At 73.1% G+C, this 14,023-nt stretch carries 16 protein-coding genes; 5 read left to right on the forward strand and 11 right to left on the reverse strand.

Going from position 1 to position 14,023, the window contains the following annotated elements; genetic code table 11:
- Positions 1 to 18: 18 nt before the first annotated feature.
- A complete protein-coding gene (locus tag QP090_RS23340; RefSeq protein WP_285941263.1) occupies positions 19 to 543 on the forward strand; it encodes a DinB family protein in 525 nt (174 codons plus the stop codon).
- A 68-nt stretch (positions 544 to 611) separates the two neighbouring features.
- Here QP090_RS23340 and QP090_RS23345 read toward each other — a convergent pair whose 3' ends face one another.
- The 9 genes from QP090_RS23345 to QP090_RS23385 all read right to left on the reverse strand — a co-directional run bounded on the left by QP090_RS23345 (position 612) and on the right by QP090_RS23385 (position 9,311).
- Positions 612 to 1,499 carry an STM4015 family protein gene (locus QP090_RS23345; protein ID WP_285941264.1) on the reverse strand — a complete coding sequence of 296 codons (888 nt, stop codon included), beginning with the start codon at positions 1,497 to 1,499 and terminating at the stop codon, positions 612 to 614.
- Between the two features lie 29 nt (positions 1,500 to 1,528).
- Entirely contained in the window at positions 1,529 to 2,449 is a 921-nt protein-coding gene (locus tag QP090_RS23350) for an STM4015 family protein (protein WP_285941265.1), read from the reverse strand.
- A 62-nt stretch (positions 2,450 to 2,511) separates the two neighbouring features.
- Complete coding sequence (locus QP090_RS23355; protein ID WP_285941266.1) at positions 2,512 to 3,444, reverse strand: STM4015 family protein; 933 nt, start codon at positions 3,442 to 3,444, stop codon at positions 2,512 to 2,514.
- 112 nt (positions 3,445 to 3,556) lie between these two features.
- Positions 3,557 to 4,402 (reverse strand): MetQ/NlpA family ABC transporter substrate-binding protein, encoded by an 846-nt coding sequence (locus QP090_RS23360; protein WP_285941267.1) that lies wholly within the window; start codon positions 4,400 to 4,402, stop codon positions 3,557 to 3,559.
- Positions 4,403 to 4,406: 4 nt separating this feature from the next.
- Positions 4,407 to 5,063, reverse strand: coding sequence for a methionine ABC transporter permease (locus QP090_RS23365; protein WP_285941268.1), 657 nt, complete (start codon positions 5,061 to 5,063; stop codon positions 4,407 to 4,409).
- Entirely contained in the window at positions 5,060 to 6,076 is a 1,017-nt protein-coding gene (locus QP090_RS23370) for a methionine ABC transporter ATP-binding protein (protein ID WP_285941269.1), read from the reverse strand. The genes QP090_RS23365 and QP090_RS23370 overlap by 4 nt, the downstream gene beginning before the upstream one ends.
- 456 nt (positions 6,077 to 6,532) lie before the next feature.
- The gene (locus QP090_RS23375; RefSeq protein ID WP_285941270.1) at positions 6,533 to 7,414 is read right to left on the reverse strand and encodes a DUF4097 family beta strand repeat-containing protein; all 882 of its coding nucleotides are present in this window, start codon (positions 7,412 to 7,414) and stop codon (positions 6,533 to 6,535) included.
- The gene (locus QP090_RS23380; RefSeq protein WP_285941271.1) at positions 7,411 to 8,058 is read right to left on the reverse strand and encodes a response regulator; all 648 of its coding nucleotides are present in this window, start codon (positions 8,056 to 8,058) and stop codon (positions 7,411 to 7,413) included. Before QP090_RS23380 ends, QP090_RS23375 begins: the two co-directional genes overlap by 4 nt.
- On the reverse strand, positions 8,046 to 9,311 hold the full coding sequence (locus tag QP090_RS23385) for a sensor histidine kinase (RefSeq protein ID WP_285941272.1): 1,266 nt from the start codon (positions 9,309 to 9,311) through the stop codon (positions 8,046 to 8,048). Before QP090_RS23385 ends, QP090_RS23380 begins: the two co-directional genes overlap by 13 nt.
- A 187-nt stretch (positions 9,312 to 9,498) precedes the next feature.
- Between QP090_RS23385 and QP090_RS23390 the strand changes: the two genes are divergently transcribed.
- The 4 genes from QP090_RS23390 to QP090_RS23405 all read left to right on the forward strand — a co-directional run bounded on the left by QP090_RS23390 (position 9,499) and on the right by QP090_RS23405 (position 12,245).
- Complete coding sequence (locus tag QP090_RS23390; protein ID WP_285941273.1) at positions 9,499 to 10,062, forward strand: hypothetical protein; 564 nt, start codon at positions 9,499 to 9,501, stop codon at positions 10,060 to 10,062.
- A 118-nt stretch (positions 10,063 to 10,180) separates the two neighbouring features.
- Positions 10,181 to 10,759 (forward strand): hypothetical protein, encoded by a 579-nt coding sequence (locus QP090_RS23395; protein ID WP_285941274.1) that lies wholly within the window; start codon positions 10,181 to 10,183, stop codon positions 10,757 to 10,759.
- A gap of 78 nt (positions 10,760 to 10,837) precedes the next feature.
- Positions 10,838 to 11,419 carry a TetR/AcrR family transcriptional regulator gene (locus QP090_RS23400; protein WP_285941275.1) on the forward strand — a complete coding sequence of 194 codons (582 nt, stop codon included), beginning with the start codon at positions 10,838 to 10,840 and terminating at the stop codon, positions 11,417 to 11,419.
- 73 nt (positions 11,420 to 11,492) lie between these two features.
- Positions 11,493 to 12,245: an SDR family NAD(P)-dependent oxidoreductase gene (locus QP090_RS23405; protein WP_285941276.1), complete on the forward strand. Its 753-nt coding sequence runs from the start codon at positions 11,493 to 11,495 to the stop codon at positions 12,243 to 12,245.
- 15 nt (positions 12,246 to 12,260) lie between these two features.
- On the opposite strand, the gene QP090_RS23410 is transcribed toward QP090_RS23405, so the two are convergent.
- Complete coding sequence (locus QP090_RS23410) at positions 12,261 to 12,866, reverse strand: response regulator transcription factor (RefSeq protein ID WP_285941277.1); 606 nt, start codon at positions 12,864 to 12,866, stop codon at positions 12,261 to 12,263.
- On the reverse strand, positions 12,863 to 13,996 hold the full coding sequence (locus QP090_RS23415) for a sensor histidine kinase (protein ID WP_285941278.1): 1,134 nt from the start codon (positions 13,994 to 13,996) through the stop codon (positions 12,863 to 12,865). Before QP090_RS23415 ends, QP090_RS23410 begins: the two co-directional genes overlap by 4 nt.
- Positions 13,997 to 14,023 lie beyond the last annotated feature (27 nt).

Here is a 14,023-nt window from a genome sequence, read left to right on the forward strand (position 1 = left end):
GTATGCAAGCATCGGCCGATGCACGCCTCCCGACGCGATCTGCTGCGCTGGCAGTTCGACCTGACCTGGTCGCTGTTCGAGTACCACCTGGAGCGGCTGGAGCCCGACGACCTCCTGTGGGAGCCCGCGCCCCTCTGCTGGACGATGCGTCCCGACGCCGCCGGGACCTGGACGCCGGACTGGGCCGAGACCGAGCCCGACCCCGTCCCGGTTCCCACCATCGCCTGGGTGAGCTGGCACATCGGCTGGTGGTGGAGCGTGACCATCGACCACGCGCTGGGCCGTCCGCCCCGTGACCGCGCCGAGATCGCCTGGCCGGGCGAGCGCGAGACCGCCGGATGGCTGCGCGGCCTCCGCGACGACTGGCTGGCGGTGCTGGACGGGCTCACCGACGCCGATCTGGACGCGACCGCCACGTTCCCGTCGCGGGACGACCCCGAGTACACCGTCGCCCACATGATCGGCTGGGTGAATTCCGAGCTGATGAAGAACGTCGCCGAGATCGGCCAGCTGCGTCTAGTCCGCGTCGCCTCCGCGCACTGAGCTCCGTCCCCGAAGCGAACGGGTCGGACGGGTCGGACGGGTCGGACGGGTCGGTGTGAGGGCCTGGGTCATTCGGCGACCTCGATGTAGTAGATGCCGTCGTCGGCCAGGTTCCGATACATCATGTCGACCTCCACGCCGGGGAGGGCGGCCTGGACACGCTCCATCATCGCGTCGCTGAGGAAGTGGTGGCGCAGGTCGAGGCGGCGCAGGTGGGTCAAGGGCTGGCCGGCCAGGAGCGCCTCGGCGCCCTGGTCGGTCAGGGTGCCCATCGCCAGGCTCAGCGACTCCAGGCGTGCGACGACCGGTGCCCCGGCCACCGCCGCCGCGATCTCGTCCTGGAGCACGCTGTCCTCCAGCCCCAGGTGCCGCAGGGCCGGCAGCCGCTGCCCGCCCAGGATCGGGGCCAGGTCGGCGACCGTCGCGTCACCGCCGTAGTTGGGGTCGCCCAGCCAGATGTCCAGGTGCTCCAGATTGGGGAGGTCGCTCGCGGCGACGGCCTGCACGACATCGCCCTCCAGCCCGCCCGACTCGATTCGCAGTGTTCTCAGGGTCTCGCTGCGGAAGGGGCGCAGCATGCTCGATTCGGAACCCCTGACCTCGAACCGCTCCAACTTGGGGAACACGGTGAAGACCGGGGTCAGCTCGGCGTGCCAGAGCGAGGAGATGTCGCAGTCCTCGGACGACATGTCCCCGATGAACAGCGCGCGGAGAGCGGGGAACCGGTCGGCGACCTCGATCAGCTTGTCCGACGCGAACGTGTCCACGGTGTCGTGCAGTCCCCAGTACCCGATGCTCAGGTCGGTCACCTGGGTCGTGTCGACGGTCCGCATGAAGCGCTCGAAGACCTCCTCCCAGGGCGTCCCGTCGTACTGGGAGCGGATGTACCAGGAGGCCTCACCCGCGGCGGGGAGTTGCTCGGATTCGGTCGTGGCGTAGAAGTCGACCCGGAGCATGGGGCCCTCCTGTCCGTCGGGGTGCGGGGTCATTCGGAGACCGCGATGTAGTGCCAGTCGTCGACGGGCTTCTTCTGTTTCGAGAGGTCGACGTCGACGCCGGGCAGCTCGGCCCGGACGCGTGCGGCCATCGGGTCGCTCAGGAAGTGGTGGTGCAGATCGAGGCGGCGCAGATGCGTGAGCGGCTGGCCTGACAGCAGCGCTTCGGCGCCCGCGTCGGTCAGGACGCCCATCGCCAGGCTCAGCGACTCCAGGCGTGCGACGACCGGCGCCGAGGCCACCGCCGCGGCCACCTCGTCCTGGAGCTCGCTGTCCTCCAACCCCAGGTGCCGCAGCGCCGGGAAGCGCTCGCCGTTCAGGAACGGGGCCAGGTCGGCGACCGTCGCGTCACCGCCGTAGTTGGGGTCGCCCAGCCACAGGTCCATGTGCTCCAGGTTGGGGAGGTCGCTCGCGGCGACGGCCTGCACGACATCGCCCGGCAGGCCGCCCGACTCGAGCCGCAGCACCTTGAGGACCTCGCTCCGGACCGGCGCCAGCCTGACGTTGCCGCGAACTTCGAGGCGCTCCAGGCCGGGGTAGGCGTCGAAGAGCGGGGTGATGTCGCAGGGCGGGATCCACGAGATCTCCGACTCGTACACGATGATGTCGCCGAGGAAGATCGCCCGCAGGTTCGGGAAGCGGTCCGCGGCGGCGGCGAGCAGCGGCACCGGGTCGGGGGCGTCGTCGTGGCCCGCGCCCCAGAAACCGACGACCAGCGCCGTCATCGGTGCCGTGTCGACGGCGTCGAGGAAGTTCGCGAAGACCTCCTCGAACGGCGCCTCGTCGTACTCCGCGCTCACCCGCCAGGCGAACTCGCCCGCGGGTGGAAGCGGAACGTCCGCCGTGATCTCCTCCGAGAACTGCCCCACCGGCAGACCGGCGAACTCCTCCAGATGGCTGTAGACGCCCATCAGAACCCTCTCGACCGTTGATTCGTCCGCACTGTCCTACCAGGAGCGCCCGACAATGCCGGTCATTCCGCGAACGCGATGTAGGTCTCGTTATCGTCCTGCTGGGCGCCGAGGTCGACGTCGACACCGGGCAGCGCCGCCCGGACGCGCTCGACCATCGGGTCGCTCAGGAAGTGGTGGTGCAGATCGAGGCGACGCAGATGCGTGAGCGGCTGGCCTGACACCAGGGCCTCCGCGCCCTGGTCGGTCAGATTGCCCAACGCCAGACTCAACGACTCCAACCGCGCGACGACCGGCGCCCCGGCGACCGCCGCCGCGACCTCGTCCTGGATCTCGCTGTCCTCCAGCCCCAGATGCCGCAGGGCGGGCAGCCGCTCCCCGGTGAGGAGCGGGGCGAGGTCGGCGACCGTCGCGTCACCGCCGTAGTAGGCGGCGCCGAGCCACACGTCCAGATGCTCCAGCGCGGGCAGGTCGCTCGCGGCCAGCCCGCGCACATCGCGCCCGGGCAGGCCGCCGGACTCCAGCCGCAGCACCTTGAGCGCCTCGCTGCGGACCGGCAGCAGGTCGGGAGCGCCGCGGGCCTCCAAGCGCTCCAGCCCGGGGAACGCCGTGAACAGCGGGGTGATGTCGTAGGGCTCGATGTAGGAGATCTCGGAGTCCCTCTGCACGATGTCGCCCCAGAACAGCGCGCGCAGGTTCGGGAAGCGGTCAGCGGCGGCGACCAGCAGCGGGACCGGGTCGTCGGGGTCCTCGTACGCCGGGTCGAGACTGTAGTCGGGACCCCAGAAGCCGATGACCAGCGTGGTCAGCCGGGCGGTGTCGACGGTCTCCAGGAAGTGCGCGAAGACCGGGTCGATGGGACCCCCGTCGGTCACCGTGCTCACCCGCCAGGCGACCTCGTCCGCCGGAGGGAGCGGGTCGTCCGCGGTGATCCCCAGGTGGAACTCCGCCACCGGCAGGCCGGCGAACTCGTCCAGGTGGTCGTTCTTGCGCATCCGGTCCCTTTCAGATGATCTTCCGCCCTGTCCTACCAGGAGCGGCCGACGATCCGGGACGGATGCGCGAAAAGGGCCCCCGGACGCTCCGTCCGGGGACCCTCGCGCGGCATCACGCGGCGGGGATCACCGAGCCCTTGAACTTGTCGGCGATGAACTTCTTCACCTCCGGGCCCCGGAGCAGCTCGACCAGCTTCTTCACGCGCGGGTCGGACTCGTTCCCGGCCTTGACCACGACGCCGTTGGCGTACGGGTTGCCCTCGGGCTTCTCCAGGACCAGGCCGTCGGTGGCCGGCGTCAGCCCGCCCTCCAGCGCGAAGTTGCCGTTGATCACGGCGGCGTCCACGTCCTGGAGCGAGCGCGGGAGCTGCGCGGCCTCCAGCGGCTTGAACTTCAGGCCCTTGGCGTTGGTGGCGACGTCCTTCTCGGTGGCCTCGGTCCCGGCGTCCGCCTTGAGGGTGAGCAGCCCGTTGTCGGCCAGGAGCTTCAGCGCGCGGGCGCCGTTGGTGGCGTCGTTCGGGATGGCGACGGTCGCGCCCTGCGGCAGCGCGTTCAGGTCCTTGACCTTCTTGGAGAAGACCCCGAGCGGCTCCAGGTGGACGGGCGCGACCCAGCTCAGCTTGATGCCCTTGGACTTGGTGAAGTCGTCCAGGTACGGCTTGTGCTGGAAGTAGTTGGCGTCGATCTGCCCGTCGTCCAGCGCCAGGTTGGGCTGGACGTAGTCGGAGAACTCCTTGACCTCCAGCTCGAGCCCGGCCTTGGCGGCGAGGTTCTGCTTCACGTACCCGAGGATCTCGGCGTGCGGGGACGGGGAGGCGCCGATCCTGAGCGGCTCGGACGGGTCGGAGCCGGACGAGCCGGAGTCCGACGAGCCGCAGGCGGTCAGGCCGAGCAGCAGGCTGGCGGCGGCGACGGCGATGCTTGTCTTGCGGAGCACGGGGAGTGCCTTTCTCTTCATGGGGTTACTTGTGGGACAGGCGCCGGACGAGCAGGTCGCCGAGCGTCTGGACGAGCTGCACCACGACGACGAGCAGCACGACGGTGGCGACCATGACGCCGGTCTCGAACCGCTGGTAGCCGTAGCGGACGGCCAGGTCGCCGAGCCCGCCGCCGCCGATCGCGCCGGCCATCGCGGAGTAGCCGACGATCGCCACGACGGTGATCGTCAGCCCGGCGACCAGGCCCGGCGCGGCCTCGCGCAGCAGCACCTTGCGGGAGATCTGCCAGCGGGACGCGCCCATGGCCCGGGCGGCGTCGATCACGCCGGGATCGACCTCGCGGAGGGCGGTCTCGACCAGCCGCGCGTAGAACGGGACGGCGGCCACGGTCAGCGGCACGATCGCCGCGGCGGTGCCGATGGTGGTGCCGGTGAGGGCGCGGGTGAACGGCAGGATCGCGACCATCAGGATGATGAACGGGAGCGACCGGCCGACGTTCACGATCGCGGCGAGCACCCGGTTGAGCGGTGCGACCGGCAGCAGCCCGCCGCGGCCGGTGGCCACCAGCAGCACGCCGAGCACGAGGCCGCCGAGCGCGGTCAGCGCCGCGGCCCACACCGTCATCTGGAGGGTCTCCAGGGTGGCCTGGCCGAGCATCGGCCTGATCTCGTCCCAGGTCATGGCCGCACCCCCTCACCCGGGCGGGCGCCCGCGCCGTGCACCTCGACGGTCAGCCCGGAGTCGCGCAGGTGCGCGAGCTGGGCCGCGTTGACCTCCGGGTCGCCGGGCAGCTCGATGCGCAGCCGGCCGATCCGGCCGTCGCCGACCTGCTCGACGGCGCCGCCGAGGATGTTGACGTCGATGGAGTAGGTGCGGGCCAGGGCGGACACGAACGGCCGGTCGGCGCTGTCGCCCTCGAAGGTGACGTCGACCACGGTGGCGCCCTCGCGGACGTCCGGCGCGGGCAGCGGGAACAGCCCGCCGGCCAGCTCCGATCCGGGACGCAGCAGCAGGTCGCGGACCGGGCCGGACTCCACCACCCGCCCCGCGCGCATGATCGCGGCCGAGTCGCAGATCCGCTTGACCACCTCCATCTCGTGCGTGATCAGCAGCACGGTGAGGCCGAGCCGGCGGGACAGGTCGCGCAGCAGCTCCAGGATCGAGGCGGTGGTCTCGGGGTCGAGCGCCGAGGTGGCCTCGTCCGACAGCAGCACCTCGGGGCGTCCGGCGAGCGCGCGGGCGATGCCGACGCGCTGCTTCTGCCCGCCGGAGATCTGCGCCGGGTAGGCCCCGGCGTGCTCGGTGAGCCCGACCAGCTCGAGCAGCTCGGCGACGCGGGCGGCGCGTTCGGCCCGCGGCATCCGCATGACCTCCAGCGGGAAGGCGACGTTGCCCGCGACCGTGCGGCCGGAGAGCAGCCCGAAGTGCTGGTGGATCATGCCGATGCCGCGGCGGGCGGCGCGCAGCTCGGCGCCGGACAGCGCGAGCAGGTCCCGGCCGCCGACCACCACCCGGCCGGAGTCGGGCCGTTCAAGGAGGTTGACGCAGCGCAGCAGGGTGCTCTTGCCCGCCCCGCTGCGGCCGAGGACGCCGAAGATCTCGCCCTCGCGGACGGCCAGGTCGACGCCGTCGACGGCGGTCACCGCGCGATGGCGGGCGCGGTAGACCTTTCTGAGTTTTTCGATCTGAATCACAGGAAATCATCCGTGCGGGCGAGCGCCGCCCAGGGGCGGCGGGGCGATTGGATCAGGGCGAGCCGGGACGGCGGGCGGACCCGGACGCGTCAGGCGGTCCCGCGTGCGGTCGGCGGACCCGCACGCCGGCGGGCCCGAACGCGGTCAGCGGTCAGCGGTCAGCGGTCAGGAGCGTCCCGGCGGAAACGGGGCGTGGCTCAGCAGATGGCGTTCGATGTTCATGAGCGCGACTCGGGGGTCTCGGAGTTGCTCGCTTCGGGGCGCGAGGCTCGATCAGGGGCCCTCAGCGGTCACACATTCGACGGCGGCACGCACCGGGCATGGCTCGCGACGTCCGCATGGTCTGCGGGCGGGGCGGCGGGCACGGACGTACGGCGGTCATGTCCGTCAGTAAACCCGCAAGTCATAAATGACGCAAATCGCAGCTCAGCGGCATCCCGCGAAGCCTCCCGCGGCTCAGCCGGCTCCGGTGTAGTCGACCCAGGTGGAGCCGGAGCCGCTCTGCACCGAGATCATCGCGGGCGCGTCCTGGTCCACGAGCGCCCCGTTGACGTGCGACCCGCCGGCGCTGGAGCGGGCGAGCACCCGGTAGTACGACCCGCGCGGCACACCGATCCGCACCTCGCCGGAGCCGCTGGTCGCGGTCACCCGGCGCGGCGGCGCGGCGAAGCCGAGGTCCATCCGGCCGGAGTGGATCCGCCCCGTCAGCTCCGGCGTCGCGAGCCGCGTCCCCTTGACCTCGCCGGAGCCCGCCGAGAAGTGGACCGGGCCGCTCAGCCCGGTGAGGTTCGCCGCGCCCGAGCCCGTCCGCAGATCGAGGTCGCCGGACAGGCCGCCGACCCCGACCTCGCCGGAACCGGAGCTGATCCGGAGTCGGACGCCGGCCGGCACCCGCAGGTCGAGGTCGCCCTCGCAGTCCAGGCTGGAGAACAACTGCGAGCGCCCCTCGCAGGAGAAGTCCACCGTCATGACCTCCCCGGCCACCGCGACCTGGACGTGCGGCCTGTCCAGCGACCAGCGCAGTTGCCTGCGCACGGTCACCTGGCCGTCCCGGCCCGGCCCGAGCGCCAGCGTCGCGGCCCCGGAGTTGACCCGGATCTCGCTGATCGGCTGCCGGTAGACCTTCGAGCCCTCACTGCTCTGCCGGATCGCGCGTCCCCACATCTGGAGGCAGGACGGGGCGACGACCACGAACGCGGTGACGGCGGCGAGCGCGATCCAGACCCCCCTGCGCCTGGGCCGGTCCGGCGGCGGCGCGGCGCTCCCCCCGGACTCGTCCGGGGGGAGCCCGGGGGTGCCGGCGGCGGGCGGCGCGGCGTCCCGCGTGGGAGCGGTCATGTGTCGCCGCCGAGGAAGTGGAGCACTGCGAGGACCCTCCGGTGGTCGCCCTCCGCGTGCGGGAGGTCGAGCTTGGCGAAGATGCTGTTGATGTGCTTGGCGACCGCGCTCTCGCTCACCACGAGCGCGGCGGCGATGCCCGCGTTCGAGCGGCCCTCGGCCATCAGCCCGAGCACCTCCCGCTCGCGCGGGGTGAGCCGGTCGAGCGGCCCGCGGTTGCGGCGCAGCAGGAGCTGCGAGACGACCTCGGGGTCCAGCGCGGTGCCGCCGGCGGCGACGCGGCGCAGCGCGTCCAGGAACGCCGCGACGTCGGCGACCCGGTCCTTGAGCAGGTATCCGACGCCGCTGGTGTTGGTCGACAGCAGGTCGGCGGCGTACCGCTCCTCCACATACTGCGACAGCAGCAGCACCGCGACCTCCGGCGACTCGCGGCGCATCACCAGCGCCGCGCGCACGCCCTCGTCGGTGAAGCCGGGGGGCATCCGCACGTCCACGATCGCCGCGTCCGGACGGTGCTCGCGGACCGCGGCGAGCAGCGCGTCGGCGTCGCCGACCGCGGCGGCCACCTCGAACCCCGAGGTCTCCAGCAGCTTGATCAGTCCGGCTCGCAGCAGGACCGAGTCCTCGGCGATCACAATGCGCACGGCAACTCCACGGTGACGGTCGTCGGGCCCCCTGCGGGGCTGGCGATCCGGAAGGTACCGTCCACGGACCGGACCCGCCGCGCCAGCCCCAGCAGCCCCGTCCCGCCGGCCGGGTCGGCGCCGCCCACCCCGTCGTCGACGACCTTCAGCCCGAGCACGTCACCGGTCCGGGCCACCTCGACGTCGACCGCGGTCGCCCGCGCGTGCTTGACGATGTTGGTGAGCGTCTCCGAGACCACGAAGTAGGCGACGGCCTCGACGGTGGACGAGGCCCGCGGCTCCACCCGGACGCTCAGCCGGACCGGCACCGGCACCCGGGCGGCGACGCCCGACAGCGCGGCGTCCAGGCCGCGGTCCTCCAGCACGGCCGGGTGCAGGCCGCGGACCAGGTTGCGCAGCTCGGTGAGCGCCTCCTTCGCCTCCTCGTGCGCCTCGACGATCACCCGCATCGCCTCGTCCGGGACACCGGTGAGGGTCTCGCGGGCGAGCCCGAGGTTCATCGCCATGGAGACGAGCCGCTGCTGGGCGCCGTCGTGCAGGTCCCGCTCGATCCGGCGGCGCTCCAGGTCGGCGGCGTCCACCACGCTGGCGCGCTTCTCGGCGAGGTCCTCGACCCTGCGCTCCAGCTCCTCGGCCCGGTCGGGCCCGAGCAGCGCGAGCGCGGCGCGGGCGTCCAGGTTGCGGGTGGCCGCCGCGACCCAGGGCGCGGCGAGCAGCAGCAGCACGCCGAGCGCGGTGAGCAGGCCGATCCGGATCGCGTGCGTGCTCAGGCTGAACACGCTGGTGTCGGGGAGGGCCCACGCGTAGGTGCCGATCCCGGCCAGCAGAACGCCCGCCGCCCACGTCGCGCAGGTGAGCAGCCCGCCGAAGGCGAGCATCGGGCCGATGAGGAGGTGGTAGCGCAGCACCCGCCACAGCCCGGGCACGCGCAGATCGCGCGGCGTGTTCCACCAGCGCCTGCCCTCCAGGCCCGGGAGCGGAGGGACGTCGAGCCCCAGCATCGCCCAGAACCGCTCGCGCTGCGCCGACGTCAGCGGGACCATCACCAGCAGCGCGAGGACGATCGTGCAGCCGGTCAGGAACAGGATCGGCGTCACGTTCACCGGCGTCCAGAGCGTCCACGGCAGGCCGAGGATCGTCCATCCGGCGAACTGGAGCGGCACCCCTGAGACGGCGAACACGGTGTCCCGCCACGCCGCCCGTGACCACGGAGCGTGCGCGAAGGCGTGCCGCACCGGAGAGATGGATGCCATGAATGAACCGTATTGCCACAGATGACGGGGCGCCATGAACCCTGGTGCCGCTTCGGGGGTGAACCTAGTGCCACCTCGGGTCGGATATCCGGGCTACTGACTGTGACGCCGCTTCCCGGGAGGCTGGAGACCAGCGCCCCGAGAAGGGTGCGGATCACCTTCACCGCAGATCGAGGAGCACGCCCCCATGGTCGCCATCGTCCCGCCGAGCCGGCCCGGCGCGATCCGCTTCATCCGCCCCGCCTGTGACGTCCGCGGCGTCCGCGCCCGGGGCGCCGCCGGAGCCCCGGGGGCGGTTCGGCCCGCCGGTCGCCTTCGCCCCGACGGCCGCGTTCGGCTCACCGAGCGGGCGCTCACCGGGGCGCGCGGGCGCTGGGCCGGCTGGGGGCTCGTGGCCGCGGGGGCGGCGCTCGTGCCCTGGGTCTGGACGCTGGCGAACCGGCTCCCCTCGACCACCCAGGTGTCCCACTGGGGGACGGCGTGGGTGGGGCTGGACCTGATGCTGGCGGCGGGCCTGATGAGCACCGGCGCGCTGGTCACCCGGCGGGACGCCCGGCACGGCCTCACCGCGGCGGCCACTGCGGCGCTGCTGCTGATGGACGCGTGGTTCGACGTGATGACCGCCGCGTCCGGGGCCGAGCGGGCGGTGGCGGTGTCCCTGGCGGTGGGGGCCGAGCTCCCTTTGGCCGCCTTTTGCACCGTTCTCGCCGTGCGTGCCGTTTCGGGGGGAGCTTCGGCGGCAACGCGATGACATGAGTACGGCAGATGGGTGAAACCAGACGAGCCGGACCTCTAGAGTGAGTCCGACGTAGGGGTCCTCTTGCGGGAGGGCCCTTTGCCCTGTCTGCACGATCACGAGGTCCCGCGAGATGAACGACCACGAGGTGCACGAGGAGTGCCTGCGGCTCCTACGGGAGGGACTGCCGGTGCCCGAGCCGGCCGCCTGGGAGGAAGGACGGGACTTCCTTCCGCTCGGCCTCGACGTGGACGGCGACGTCGCCGTCGTCAGCTTCCTCCATCAGACCGGCGGTATGCCGAGCCGGGTCCCCCCGTTCATCGAGGGCTGGACGTTCCACCGCCGCGACGGCGAGTGGATGGAGCTGGGCGGCGCCGGCGGGTGCGCCCCGGACGAGCCGCTCGCCCGGCGCTCCGCCGACGACCTGGGGGGCCACCTCCAGCGGTACGGGGCCGGCCGGACGGTCCGCAACGCCAACCGGCTCCTGCCCTGGGGCGCCAAGTGGGTCAACCAGGTCCAGCTCCGCGTCTCGACCGAGGTGACCCGGATCCGGGTCGGCAAGCGGGTGCTCGACGTTCCCGGGCACGGCCATGTGGTGGTGGTGTGGGCGGCCCGCCGGGGCCCGGTCATCGAGGCGCTCGCCGACGACGGCTCGGTGCTGGACGCGCTCGACCTGGACCGTCCGTCCGTCCCCGCACGCCAGCGGCTCTGACCCGCCCGGCCATCCTTGTGCCCGCCGTTGGACCGTTATATTTGACCGATCGATCTACATCGCTCTAGGGTCGGGTCCATGGCGAGGACCAAGGAGTTCGACCCGGACGCGGTGCTTCAGCGCGCGCTGGAGCTGTTCTGGGAGCGCGGCTACGAGGCGACCTCGATGGCCGACCTCGTGGCGCACCTCGGCATCGCCCGCGCGAGCCTCTACGCCACCTACGGCGGCAAGCACGAGCTCTACCTCAAGGCGCTCGGCTGCTACCTCGGCAGAACCGACCCCATGATCATCGATGCGCTGTCCCAGCCGGGCCCGGCACTGCCGGCCGTCCGGTCGCTGATCGAGCGGTTCGCCGACCAGTCGGCCGGCGATCCGCGCAACCTCGGATGCATGGTGGTGAACGCGGCCGTCGAGCTGGCGGCCAGGGACCCTGAGGCCGCCCGCCTGGTCGAGTCGAGCTGGAACACTCTGGAGACGGCGCTGACCTCGGCGCTGATCCGGGCCCGCGCCCAGGGCGAGCTCGCGCCCGACAAGGACCCCCGAAGGCTCGCCCGGTTCCTGCTGGTGCTGTTCCAGGGGATCCGGGTGCTCGGCCGGACGCCCGGCGAGTCCGCGCGGCTCCGCGACGCCACTGCCGAGGCCCTCGCCCTGCTCTCCTGACCCGTCCCTGTCCCTGCGGACGGGCTTCGTCGACCCCGTTTTCTAGACCGATCGATCCTGAAAGAAGGCAGTCATGACCGCACGCTTCACCGGCAAGGTCGTCCTGATCACCGGCGGCGGCACCGGCATCGGCCGCGCCACCGCCCTCGCGTTCGGCCGGGAGGGCGCCACCGTCATGGTCTCCGGCCGCAGGGCCGAGCCCCTCGCCGAGACCGTGAAGCTGATCGAGGCCGAGGGCGGCCGGGCCGACCACGCCACCGCCGACGTGTCCCGCTCGGCCGACGTCGAACGGCTCGTCGCCACCACCGTGGCCCGGCACGGCGGCCTGCACGTGGCGTTCAACAACGCCGGGGTGCTCGGCGCGGGCCCCGTCCCCGACCTCGACGAGGACACCTGGAACGCCATGGTCGGCACCAACCTCACCGGCGTGTTCCTGTCGATGAAGCACGAGATCGCGCACATGCGCGGCAACGGCGGCGGGACGATCGTCAACACCGCGTCCAACCCGGTCACCGCGGTCCCCGGGCTCGGCGCGTACGCGGCCACCAAGGAGGCCGTCGTCGCGCTCACCCGCGCCGCCGCCCGCGACGCCATCGGCGACGGCGTCCGGATCACCGCGGTCGCCCCCGGCCCGGTGGACGCGCCGATGACCTTCCTGCCCGGGGAGGCCCCGGCGGACCGCGACGCCCGCCTCGCCCCGCACATCCCGATCGGCCGCGTCGGCGGCGCCGCCGAGATCGCCGCCGCCGTCCTGTGGCTCGCCTCGCCCGAGTCGGCCTTCGTCGTCGGCCACGGCCTGGTCATCGACGGCGGCGTCTCCGCCTGACGTCCGCCGGACGGGTCAGAGCCAGCCGAGGTCGCGGGCCACGCGGGCGGCGGCGTGCCGGTTCTCCACGCCGAGCTTGGTGACGGCGGCCGACAGGTAGTTGCGGACGGTCCCCTCCGACAGGCCGAGGCCGCGCGCGATGCGGGACACCGGGGCGCCGCCCGCGGCGGCGCGCAGGGCGTCGAGCTCGCGCGGGGTGAGCGGGCACTCCTCGGCGGCGAGCGCGTCGGCGGCGAGCTGCGGGTCGATGTAGCGGGCGCCGTCCGCGACCTGCCGGATGACCTGCGCGAGCCGCGCGCCCGGGGCGTCCTTGCCGAGGAAGCCGCGCACCCCCGCGGCCATCGCCCGGCGCAGGTTGCCGGGACGGCCGTGCGCGGTCACGATCACCAGCCGGCAGCCGGGCAGCTCGCGGGACAGCCGCTCGGCGGCGGCGAGCCCGTCCAGGCCGGGCATGTCGATGTCGAGCACGGCGACGTCGGGCTCGAGGGCCAGCGCCCGCTCGACCGCCTCGTCGCCGCGGCCGACGTCGGCGGCGACCTCGATACCGTCCTCGGTCTCCAGCAGCAGCACCAGCGCCTCCCGGATCAGCAGGTGGTCGTCGGCCAGCAGCACCCTGATCATGTGTCTCCCCCCGGCCCGGCCGGCACCGCCGCCGCCACCCGGAACGTCCCGTCGCCCACCGGGCCGGCGCTGAACTCGCCGCCCGCCGCCGCGATCCGCTCGGCCAGGCCCGCCAGGCCGCTGCCGGCCTCGCCCGCCGAGCGGCGCGCGGCACCGTCGTTGCTGATCTCCACCCGGACCCGGGCCGCGTCGGCCGCGACCGTGATCACGCACCAGGTGGCGCTGGAGTGCCGGAGCACGTTGGTGGCCGCCTCCCGCGCGACCCAGCCGAGCGGCTCGTGCACGTGCGCGGGCAGCTCCGGGGAGATCTCCGGGGCCGCGCAGCTGATCCCGGCCGCGCGCAGCACCGCCGACATGCCGTCCAGCTCGGTGCGCAGCGACGTCGCCCGGTAGCCGCGGACGATCTCCCGGACGTCGCGGACCGAGTCGCGCGCCACCGTCTGGATCTCGGTGAGCTCCTTGCGGACCCGGCCGGGATCGCGTTCCAGGTACCGCTCGGCGACCTCGGCGCGCAGCGCGACCGCCTGGAGGCTGTGGCCGAGGACGTCGTGCAGGTCGCGGGCGAAGCGGAGCCGCTCCTCGCCGACGGCCGAGCGGGCCAGCTCGGCGCGCGCCTCCCGCAGTTCCTGGACGACATGGAAGAACCAGACCGTCACATACCCAGAGAACGCCGCCATCGGGATGCCCGTCACCTCGTACAGCAGGGTCGGGCCGGGCAGCCCCAGGACCAGCCCGTACACCGGCGTGAGGACGGTCGCCGCCGCCGTCGCGCCGATCGCCTGCCGCATCGGCAGCACGATCGCGATGAGGCCGGCGTGCACGACCAGGGCGTTGCCCCAGCCGCCCCCGGTGCCGAGCAGCGCCGGGAGCGCCCAGCAGACGGCGACGATCGCGGCCAGGCCGAAGCGGTGGCCGGGAGCGGTGCGCCGCATCAGGTTGAGCCACAGCAGCCGCCCGTACAGGGCGGCCACCGCGCCCGTGCCGGCCACCGCGAGGGCGACGCGGCCCGGGTCGCGCCGGTCGAACAGCTCGTACCAGAAGGCGGGCAGCAGGATCCCGGCGAGGGTCACCAGCGTGATCGCCACGATGATCGCGGCGATCACCGTGGGACGCGGAATCCTGGGCTGCACCGGTCCTGCCGCCTCTGCTGTCACGGG

This window comes from Actinomadura xylanilytica (genome assembly GCF_030283145.1).
In the GTDB taxonomy this organism is placed as follows: Bacteria; Actinomycetota; Actinomycetes; order Streptosporangiales; family Streptosporangiaceae; genus Spirillospora; species Spirillospora xylanilytica.

Coding starts and splice junctions, on each gene's coding strand:
- QP090_RS23365 (WP_285941268.1), bottom strand. CDS start 5,063: ATGACCTGGGACGAGATCAGGCCGATGCTCGGCCAGGCCACCCTGGAG.
- QP090_RS23345 (WP_285941264.1), bottom strand. CDS start 1,499: ATGCTCCGGGTCGACTTCTACGCCACGACCGAATCCGAGCAACTCCCC.
- QP090_RS23390 (WP_285941273.1), top strand. CDS start 9,499: ATGGTCGCCATCGTCCCGCCGAGCCGGCCCGGCGCGATCCGCTTCATC.
- QP090_RS23385 (WP_285941272.1), bottom strand. CDS start 9,311: ATGGCATCCATCTCTCCGGTGCGGCACGCCTTCGCGCACGCTCCGTGG.
- QP090_RS23355 (WP_285941266.1), bottom strand. CDS start 3,444: ATGCGCAAGAACGACCACCTGGACGAGTTCGCCGGCCTGCCGGTGGCG.
- QP090_RS23395 (WP_285941274.1), top strand. CDS start 10,181: ATGAACGACCACGAGGTGCACGAGGAGTGCCTGCGGCTCCTACGGGAG.
- QP090_RS23340 (WP_285941263.1), top strand. CDS start 19: ATGCACGCCTCCCGACGCGATCTGCTGCGCTGGCAGTTCGACCTGACC.
- QP090_RS23400 (WP_285941275.1), top strand. CDS start 10,838: ATGGCGAGGACCAAGGAGTTCGACCCGGACGCGGTGCTTCAGCGCGCG.
- QP090_RS23410 (WP_285941277.1), bottom strand. CDS start 12,866: ATGATCAGGGTGCTGCTGGCCGACGACCACCTGCTGATCCGGGAGGCG.
- QP090_RS23405 (WP_285941276.1), top strand. CDS start 11,493: ATGACCGCACGCTTCACCGGCAAGGTCGTCCTGATCACCGGCGGCGGC.
- QP090_RS23350 (WP_285941265.1), bottom strand. CDS start 2,449: ATGGGCGTCTACAGCCATCTGGAGGAGTTCGCCGGTCTGCCGGTGGGG.
- QP090_RS23375 (WP_285941270.1), bottom strand. CDS start 7,414: ATGACCGCTCCCACGCGGGACGCCGCGCCGCCCGCCGCCGGCACCCCC.
- QP090_RS23360 (WP_285941267.1), bottom strand. CDS start 4,402: ATGAAGAGAAAGGCACTCCCCGTGCTCCGCAAGACAAGCATCGCCGTC.